Annotated in this window: 8 protein-coding genes and 1 pseudogene; 6 read left to right on the top strand and 3 right to left on the bottom strand. The window is 65.9% G+C overall.

What is annotated here, in order from left to right; translation table 11 throughout:
• The 5 genes and pseudogenes from VEI45_RS10215 to VEI45_RS10195 form a co-directional block, all read left to right on the top strand.
• Positions 1-355, top strand: a pseudogene (locus VEI45_RS10215) (hypothetical protein); the annotation flags it as partial.
• A complete protein-coding gene (locus tag VEI45_RS10210) occupies positions 355-1746 on the top strand; it encodes a 2-polyprenyl-6-methoxyphenol hydroxylase-like oxidoreductase (protein WP_324852730.1) in 1392 nt (463 codons plus the stop codon). The pseudogene VEI45_RS10215 and the gene VEI45_RS10210, both read left to right, overlap by 1 nt.
• 22 nt (positions 1747-1768) lie before the next feature.
• Entirely contained in the window at positions 1769-2521 is a 753-nt protein-coding gene (gene thyX / locus VEI45_RS10205; RefSeq protein WP_324852728.1) for an FAD-dependent thymidylate synthase, read from the top strand.
• 58 nt (positions 2522-2579) lie between these two features.
• Positions 2580-3482, top strand: a complete 903-nt coding sequence (dapA, locus tag VEI45_RS10200; protein ID WP_324852726.1) for a 4-hydroxy-tetrahydrodipicolinate synthase — start codon at positions 2580-2582, stop codon at positions 3480-3482.
• 19 nt (positions 3483-3501) lie between these two features.
• Positions 3502-5178, top strand: coding sequence for a ribonuclease J (locus VEI45_RS10195; RefSeq protein WP_324852724.1), 1677 nt, complete (start codon positions 3502-3504; stop codon positions 5176-5178).
• A 103-nt stretch (positions 5179-5281) separates the two neighbouring features.
• On the opposite strand, the gene VEI45_RS10190 is transcribed toward VEI45_RS10195, so the two are convergent.
• The 3 genes from VEI45_RS10190 to VEI45_RS10180 are packed head-to-tail and all read right to left on the bottom strand — an operon-like array spanning position 5282 to position 7303.
• Positions 5282-6154, bottom strand: coding sequence for an SAM-dependent methyltransferase (locus tag VEI45_RS10190; protein WP_324852722.1), 873 nt, complete (start codon positions 6152-6154; stop codon positions 5282-5284).
• A gap of 4 nt (positions 6155-6158) precedes the next feature.
• Positions 6159-6989 (bottom strand): mycofactocin-coupled SDR family oxidoreductase, encoded by an 831-nt coding sequence (locus tag VEI45_RS10185; protein WP_324852720.1) that lies wholly within the window; start codon positions 6987-6989, stop codon positions 6159-6161.
• Positions 6989-7303, bottom strand: a complete 315-nt coding sequence (locus VEI45_RS10180; RefSeq protein WP_324852718.1) for a putative quinol monooxygenase — start codon at positions 7301-7303, stop codon at positions 6989-6991. Before VEI45_RS10180 ends, VEI45_RS10185 begins: the two co-directional genes overlap by 1 nt.
• A 164-nt stretch (positions 7304-7467) precedes the next feature.
• Between VEI45_RS10180 and VEI45_RS10175 the strand changes: the two genes are divergently transcribed.
• Positions 7468-9341, top strand: a 1874-nt coding sequence (locus VEI45_RS10175) for a DNA translocase FtsK (protein WP_324852716.1), incomplete at its 3' end; no start/stop codon positions are given.

Below are 9341 nucleotides of genomic sequence, written 5' to 3'. Positions count from 1 at the left end.
GGTGCGGGGAGTCGTGGGCGGGGCGTACGAAAGCGGCGACATGATCTGGCGCGGAAGGGCCACCGAAGTTCTGGTCCAACTGCTGGTCCGACGCGGATCCAGTGGCGACCAATGCGAAGCGCAGGCCGCGATCGACCGACTGGCCACGGTACCCACAGATCCCGGCTTCGTGCTCCACGAACTCCCGCTGTTGCGCTCGCGGGCGCTGCTCGCGCGCGCGCGTGGCGACGAAGACAGCTACCGGGACTTCTCGGAACAACACCGCGCCAAAGCGTCAGCCGCCGGCTTCGATGCGCTGATAATTAATGTCGACGCTAATTTGACTGCAGCTCAACACACTTCGGCGGATCAGTAATGGCAGGGCTGGGCGAGCGTGCTGTCGTTCTCGGGGCGAGCATGGGTGGGCTGCTGGCCGCGCGGGTCCTGGCCGATTTCTTTGAAACCGTCACAGTTCTCGAACGGGATGTGTTACCTGACGATCCCGCTGTCCGACGAGGGGTACCCCAGGGTCGTCACCTTCACGTTCTGCTGGCCCGCGGAGCTCAGATCTTGGATGAGCTCTTCCCCGGGTTTCTCAGTGAACTGGTAGCCGACGGTGCGCCCGTTTGGGACGACGGAGAGCTGTCCAAGCTGCACTTGTCTTTCGGCGGCCACGACATACTCCGCTCGGGCAAGGTGGCGAAGGAGCCCAAGGCACTGGCGATCCATATGCCGAGCAGGCCGTTTCTGGAATGCCATGTCCGGCGGCGCCTCCAGGCGATGCACAACGTGACGATCCTCAGCGGCCACGAGGTAACCGAGGTGACCGCGACTCCGGATCGCACGCGCGTCACGGGAGTGCAGGTGGTCGATCGCGACGGTACGGAACGAGAGTTGACGGCCGATGTCGTCATGGACGCGATGGGGCGCGGCGCGCATACCCCGGCGTTGCTGGAGAGACTCGGCTTCGGCCGACCGGTCGAGGACCACGTCGTCATGCACACGAACTACGTCAGCCAACTGCTGCGAATCCCGCACGGCACGCTGACCGAGATGCTGGTCGACATCGGCCCCGCGCCGGACAGGCCGGCCGGAATGTTCCTGAGTGGCTATGAGAACGACACCTGGATGTTCACGGTCTTCGGGATGGCGGGGCACCAGCCGCCTCCCGACCTGGCTGGCATGCTGTCATTCGCCCAGGATTACTGCCCCGACCACCTGATCGCCGCGATGCGGGCCGCTGAACCGGTCAGCGAGGTGGCACATCACCACATGCCGTCCAGCCAGTGGCGACGCTACGACAAGATGCCCGAACTACCCGATGGTCTGCTGGTATGTGGCGATGCCATCTGCAGTGTCAACCCCGTCTACGGGCAAGGAATGACGTTGGCCGCGCTGGAGGCTGCCGCGCTGCGGGAATGTCTGCGTGGTGGCGGTACTGATCTGCCCAGGCGATACTTCCGCGCCTCGGCGAAACCGATTGGCGTGGCCTGGCAGATGGTCGCGAGCTCCGATCTGGCCTTCCCGGAGGTGGCAGGGCGACGGTCGAGATGGATGTGCGTTGCCACCCGGCTCGTCGACTGGGCGATGGCAGCCTCCGAGTCCGATCTCGGTGTCGCCGTGCGTTTCTTCAGAGTCAACAGCCTGATCGACTCGCCGATTCGCCTGCTGCACCCGGCGTTTCTCTACCGGGTGGCCGCAGTAAACCTGCGCCGACGGCGACGCGATGGGCATGTCCGCCCTATCGCCACCGCACCGCTGGGCTGACTGCCCGCTAGGGTAGATCGCCGTGGCCGAGACCGCGCCGTTGCGTGTGCAACTGATCGCCCAGACCGAGTTCTTCGCGCCGCCGGACGTGCCGTGGGGCACCGACGCCGACGGCGGCCAAGCGCTGGTCGAATTCGCCGGTCGGGCGTGCTATCAGAGCTGGTCCAAGCCCAATCCCAAGACCGCGACCAATGCCGGCTATCTGCAACACATCATCGATGTCGGGCATTTCTCGGTGCTCGAGCACGCGAGTGTTTCGTTTTACATCACCGGCATCTCGCGATCGTGCACGCACGAGCTGATCCGGCACCGGCATTTCTCCTACTCGCAGCTGTCGCAGCGCTACGTGCCGGAAAAGGAATCCCAGGTCGTCGTGCCGCCGGGGATGGAAGACGATGCCGAATTGCAGCAGATCCTTGCCGAGGCCGCCGACGCCAGCCGCGCCACCTACACCGAGTTGCTGAGCAGGCTAGAGGCGAAGTTCGCCGATCAACCGAACGCGGTTTTACGCCGTAAACAGGCTCGTCAGGCCGCCCGCGCCGTGTTGCCCAACGCCACTGAGACCCGCATCGTGGTCACCGGCAACTACCGAGCCTGGCGGCACTTCATCGCAGTGCGGGCCAGCGAGCACGCCGATGTGGAGATCCGGCGGCTGGCGATCGCGTGTCTGCGCCAGCTCGTCGACATCGCGCCCGCGGTTTTCGGCGATTTCCAGATCGCCACGCTGGCCGACGGCACCGAGGTGGCGACGAGTCCGCTAGCCACCGAGGCCTGAGCCGGCGTAGCCGTCGCTGCTGCCTAAAAAGGCTGGCGCCGCCAGGTAACCTGGGTCCGTGAGCACCAGCGGATTCGACGTCTATACACGCTTGGGCACGCTGTTGACCGCCATGGTGACGCCGTTCGGACCCGACGGCTCCCTCGATATCCCGGCCGCGGTGCGATTGGCGAATCACCTCGTCGACGCCGGCTGCGACGGGTTGGTGATATCGGGCACCACCGGCGAGTCGCCGACCACGACCGATGCCGAGAAGCTCGCACTGCTGCGGGCGGTGCTGGAGGCGGTCGGAGACCGGGCCCGGATCATCGCCGGCGCGGGCACCTACGACACCGCGCACAGCATCCAGTTGGCCAGGGCGTGCGCCGCCGAGGGCGCGCACGGACTGCTGGTGGTGACGCCGTACTACTCGAAGCCGCCACAGGCCGGACTGATCGCGCACTTCACCGCGGTCGCCGACGCAACCCCGCTGCCGGTGCTGCTCTACGACATCCCGCCCCGCTCGGTGGTACCGATCGAGTCCGATACGCTTCGTGCGCTGGCGGCGCACCCGAATATCGTCGGGGTCAAAGACGCCAAGGGTGATCTGCACGCCGGTGCGCAGCTGATGGCCGAAACCGGTCTGGTGTACTACTCCGGCGACGACGCCTTGAACCTGCCCTGGCTGGCGATGGGCGCAACCGGATTCATCAGCGTGATCTCCCATCTGGCGGCAGGTCAGCTCCGGGACTTGCTGTCCGCCTTTGCCTCCGGAGATGTCACCACTGCCCGAAAGATCAACGTCGCGATCAGCCCGCTGTGCAATGCCATGAGCCGCCTCGGCGGGGTGACATTGTCCAAGGCGGGGTTGCGCCTACAGGGCATTGAGGTCGGCGACCCGCGGCTGCCGCAGGTGGCCGCGACTGCCGAGCAGATTGACGCACTCGCTGTCGACATGCGTGCGGCCTCGGTGCTCAGGTAAGCCTGAAAGTGGCTCATCAGTGGATGTAGACCTTCGGCCGCCGGGTCCGCTGACCACTGGCAGTCTGCGGATCACCGCGTTGGGCGGGATCAGCGAAATCGGCCGCAACATGACGGTTTTCGAGCATTTGGGCCGATTGTTGATCATCGACTGCGGGGTGATGTTTCCCACCCACGACGAGCCGGGCGTCGACCTCATCCTGCCCGATCTGCGTCATATCGAGGACCGGCTCGACGAGGTCGAGGCGCTGGTGCTGACCCACGCGCACGAGGACCACATCGGGGCGGTCCCGTTTCTGCTCAAGCTGCGTCCCGACATTCCGGTCGTCGGCTCGAAGTTCACCCTGGCGTTGGTCGCTGCGAAATGCCGTGAGCACCGGCTCAAACCGGTGTTCGTGGAGGTGGCGGAAGGACAGCTCAGCACGCACGGCGTGTTCGAATGCGAGTACTTCGCAGTCAACCACTCCATTCCCGACGCGCTGGCTATCGCCGTGCGCACCGCCGCCGGAACCGTCTTGCACACCGGCGACATCAAGCTCGACCAGCTGCCGTTGGACGGGCGTCCCACCGACCTGCCGGGCATGTCCCGGCTCGGCGACGCCGGCGTGGACCTGTTCTTGTGCGACTCGACCAACGCCGAGATTCCCGGTGTCGGGCCGTCGGAAAGCGAGGTCGGGCCGACCCTGCACCGGCTGATCCGGGGTGCGCATGGCCGCGTCATCGTTGCGTGTTTCGCCTCGAACGTGGATCGGGTGCAACAGATCATCGACGCCGCGGTGGCGTTGGGCCGGCGGGTGTCGTTCGTCGGGCGGTCGATGGTGCGCAACATGGGTATCGCCCGGGAGCTGGGTTTTCTGAGGGTGGCTGATTCCGACCTGATCGACATCGGTGCCGCGGAGATGATGCCGCCCGACCAGATTGTTTTGATCAGCACCGGAACTCAGGGTGAGCCCATGTCGGCGCTGTCGCGGATGTCCCGTGGCGAACACCGCAGTATCACGCTGACCGCCGAGGACCTCATCATCCTTTCGTCGTCGCTGATACCGGGCAACGAGGAAGCCGTGTATGGTGTCATCGACGCGTTGGCCAAGATCGGAGCCCGCGTCGTCACCAACCAGCAAGTCCGCGTGCATGTTTCGGGTCACGCCTATGCCGGTGAGCTGTTGTTCCTATACAACGGGATCCGGCCGCGTAACGTCATGCCGGTGCACGGCACCTGGCGGATGCTGCGGGCAAACGCCAAGCTTGCCGCCAGCACCGGAGTGCCCGAATCCTCGATCGTCTTGGCGGAGAACGGGGTCAGCGTCGACCTGGTTGGCGGCAAGGTCGCCATCGCCGGCGCGGTGCCGGTGGGCAAGATGTTCGTCGAGGGGCTCATCACCGGTGACGTCGGCGATATCACGTTGGGCGAACGGCTCATCCTGTCGTCGGGCTTCGTCGCGGTGACGGTGGTGATGCGGCGTGGGACCGGGCGTCCGGCGGCCGCGCCGCATCTGTATTCGCGCGGCTTTTCCGAAGATCCCAAGGCGTTGGAGCCAGCCGTCCGCAAGGTCGAGGCAGAGTTGGAATCGTTGGTGGCCGAAAACGTCACCGACCCGATCCGGATTGCGCAGGCGGTTCGCCGCACGGTCGGCAAGTGGGTGGGGGAGACCTATCGTCGGCAGCCGATGATCGTGCCGACCGTCATCGAAATCTGAACCCGCGTCACCCAACTCCCCGCGGCAGCAGCGCCCGGACTGCGCGGCTCCTCCTGATCGCGCTGTGCGCAGCTGCTTGAACGCCCGGCCGAAAAACTGGTAGCTAAGCCTTTTCGGCGTACGCCGACCACTCAACCTGTGATGCGGTCAGGTCGCGACCGGTCGGCTCGACGTAACGCTGCACGATCTGCTCGGCTCCGAGCTGCTCCACCAGCCGCCAGCCGTGTCCCCCCAGAAAGGCCGCAACCTCGTCGGGCTGCAAGCCGAAGCGCCACAGCTGTTGCCGCTGCCGAAACCTGCGGTACAACTGCTTGGCGCCGTAGAAGTTGACGCCATCGATGAAATCGCGCCGGACGTAGGTGAACACCAGACGGCTGCCTGACGCCGCCGGCCGCAGGCTTTCGAGTGTGGCGTCCACGGCGTCGGCGGTGAGGTACTGGGTCACCGCTTCCCAGATGAAGAAGGTGCGGTAGTCGGTGCGGTAACCGTGCTCGGCCAACACGGTGAGCACGTCGTCGCGCTCAAAGTCCAACGACACCAACCGAACCGAGCTCGGTATCTTGCCCACGACCCGTCGCACGGCTGCCGCCTTGCGTTGGATGTTGACCGGTTGGTCGACCTCGAAGATCGGGATGTGGGTTTGTCGCGCCAACAGGTAAGCGCGGGTGTCCAATCCGGCGCCCAGTACGACCACCGCGTCGATATCGCCGAGTGCTTCTGTGATCTTGTCGGCGATGTAGCGCTTCCGACAGGCGAAGTTGGTCCACAGCCCAGGGCCGCTTCGTTCCGTCGCGGCGACCAGGAGGCGTCGCAGTAGCGTGGGCCGTGTTGCTGCGACCAGCCATCGCGTCGACGCCGGCAAAAACCGAGCTGCCAGGTCGTCGTCCACCAGCCGCCGATCCGGCGGCTCGTGTTGTTCGATGGCGACCAGCACCATCGGGCCAAAAGCGGTCTGCGCCGCGGGATTCCGTGGCATCGCGCTACTTGTTCAAAAAGCCCGCATCGACCGGCAACGTGACGCCGGTGATATATCGAGCTTGGTCCGACACCAGCCATGCCACCGCGTTGGCGATGTCTTCGGCTTGCAGGACCTCCACCGGCATGGCATTGCCCATGGCTCCCGGCGTATCCGTCGCGGCGGCCATCTTGGCCAACCATTCCCGGGTGAACTCATTGTTGATCATCGGCGTCTCGACGCCCGAAGGATGAATCGAATTGACCCGGATATTCTGTCTCGCAAGCAAATTCGCGTATATCCGCATCAATCCGACCACCCCGTGCTTTGCGGCGGCATAGCCGACGGAACCGGCGTCCGGGCTGCCGACGCCGGCCAGCCCGGCCGACGAACTGATCAGCACGATCGATCCGCCGGTGTCTTGCTTGACCATGGTCGGTATCGCGACCTTGATGGTGTTGTAGACGCCGGTGAGGTTGACGTCGATGACGTCATGCCAGCCGTCGTCGCCGGATTGCATTGGAGCGATACCGGCGTTGGCCACGACGATGTCGAGGCGGCCAAACTCGTCCAGGCCCGCTTGCAGGGCGGAAGACAGCGACGTCCGGTCGCGGACGTCGCCCTGCTTGGCCACGATGCGAGAGCCGGTGTCTTCGACCAATTTAACGGTGGCCGCCAGGTCGTCTCGGGTGGCCAGTGGATACTGGACGCTGGCAATCTGCTCGCAGAGGTCGACGGCGATGATGCTCGCGCCGTCGGTGGCCAGTCGCACGGCGTGCGCGCGTCCCTGGCCGCGCGCTGCGCCGGTGATGAAGGCAACCTTCCCTTTTAGCGGCCCTCCGGGCGACAGACCCATCAGGGGCGCAACTGTCCCTTGCTGGGATCGCCCGCCGGAACGGGTTGCAACATCTTGATGTCCGGCGCGCCGGCCAGATGCTCGCCCGCCGCGCTGAACATCTTGCCGATTGCCGGCGCGGTGCTGTGGGTCTTGAGCGCCTCTTCGTCGGCCCATTGCTCGACGAAAACGAAGGTCTCGCCGGTTTGGTGCAGCGAGTACAGCTGACAGCCCGGCTCGTCGTGCACGTCCTTGACCGCGCTGGTGAGGATCTCGCGAACGGCGTCGACGGACTCGGGTTTGACGGTCATGGTCGCGACAACGACGACGGGCATGCAGGCCTCCTGGACTGTTTCGGGTGCTTGGCAGTGGATGGCTAGGTGACGGCTGTCACCCTACTGCGCTGGTGCAGCGACTAAGCGGCCGGTCGGGTCGCAAGACGAGGCTAACCAGTGTGGCGGATGGTGCAGATGGTGCATTTGCGTTTAGGCTTGCCTGCATGGCTAGCAAGACTGTCGCCCGGTCCGGCGCTCGAACGAGCAGGTCAAAGGCTGCTTCGCGGGGCGGATCCCGGTCGGCGCAGCCCCGGCCGAAGCCTGCTAGAAGGCCGGTCAGGGCGCCGCGTAGGCCCGCCAGACGCCGCAATCACTCGCTGGTCACCCGCGCCGGGCTGACCTGCGGGCGGGCCGTACGCGCGACGTGGCTGATGGTGGCCAAGGGGACCGGCACCACGGCGCGGTCGGTCGGCCGGGCTCGCGACCTCGATCCGGGGCACCGCCGAGACGGGATTGCCCTGGCCCTGCTGGGACTTGCGGTCGTCGTCGCCGCCAGCTCATGGTTCGATGCCGCCCGCCCGGTCGGCGCATGGGTCGACTCGGTGCTGCGGATGTTCATCGGCTCGGCGGTGGTGTTGCTGCCATTGGTCACTGCGGGCATAGCGGTGCTGTTGATGCGCACCGAGCCCAATCCGGACGCGCGGCCGCGGCTGGTTCTGGGTGCGGCGATGGTTGCGCTGCCGGTGCTCGGCCTCTGGCATTTGTGGGCCGGCTCGCCGGACAGTCCAGTCGGGCGCGCGCACGCGGCGGGATTCATCGGATTCGCCATCGGGGGACCGCTTTCGGAGGGGTTGACCGCCTGGATTTGCGCACCGCTGCTGTTCATCGGCGGGGTGTTCGGGGTGCTGCTGTTGAGCGGCACCACGATCCGGGAAGTGCCCGACACGCTGCGGTCCATGTTCGGCACCCGGATGTTCGACGACGGCGAACCCGAAAGCGATACCTACGACGCCGACCCGGCCGTGGAAAGTAGTGCGGCCGAGGACTTTTCCGACGGTTACTACGACGACGAAGCGCAGGCGTGGCCCTCTCCCGTCGATGCGGACGACAGTCCGACAGTGCCGGAGCCCGCCGTGTCGCGCGGCCGACGTCGTGGGGCCAAATCCGCCGGCAAGCAGGACACCCTGGTGCTCGACCGGGTGGTCGAGGGGCCCTACACGCTGCCGCCGCTGAGCCTGTTGGTGGCCGGTGACCCTCCCAAGAAACGCAGCGCCGCCAACGATCACATGGCCGAGGCGATCATGTCGGTGCTGCAGCAGTTCAAGGTCGACGCGGCGGTCACCGGCTGCACCCGCGGGCCGACGGTCACCCGCTACGAGGTGGAGCTGGGCCCCGGGGTCAAGGTCGAGAAGATCACCGCACTGCACCGCAATATCGCCTACGCGGTGGCTAGCGAGAGCGTGCGGATGCTGGCGCCGATCCCGGGCAAGTCCGCCGTCGGCATCGAGGTGCCCAACACCGATCGTGAAATGGTGCGGCTGGCCGACGTGCTCACCGCGCCGTCGACGCGGCGCGACCACGATCCGCTGGTCATCGCGCTGGGCAAAGACATTGAGGGCGAATACATTTCGTGGAACCTGTCCAAGATGCCGCATCTGCTGGTCGCCGGTTCGACCGGTTCGGGCAAGTCGAGCTTCCTCAACTCGATGCTGGTATCGCTGCTGGCGCGGGCCACGCCCGAAGAGGTCAGGCTGATCCTGATCGACCCGAAGATGGTGGAACTGACGCCCTATGAAGGTATTCCGCATCTGATCACGCCGATCATCACCCAGCCGAAGAAGGCCGCCGCCGCGCTGGCCTGGCTGGTCGAGGAGATGGAACAGCGCTACCAGGACATGCAGGCGTGGCGGGTCCGCCACATCGACGACTTCAACGACAAGGTGCGATCCGGTGCCATCACCGCGCCGCTGGGCAGCCAGCGCGAATACCGGCCCTATCCGTACGTGGTTGCGATCGTTGACGAGCTGGCCGACCTGATGATGACCTCGCCCCGCGACGTCGAGGACGCCGTCGTGCGGATCACCCAGAAGGCCCGCGC

It is taken from the genome of Mycobacterium sp. (genome assembly GCF_035623875.1).
In the GTDB taxonomy this organism is placed as follows: Bacteria; Actinomycetota; Actinomycetes; order Mycobacteriales; family Mycobacteriaceae; genus Mycobacterium.
This window is presented reverse-complemented; position numbering and strand designations above follow the sequence as displayed.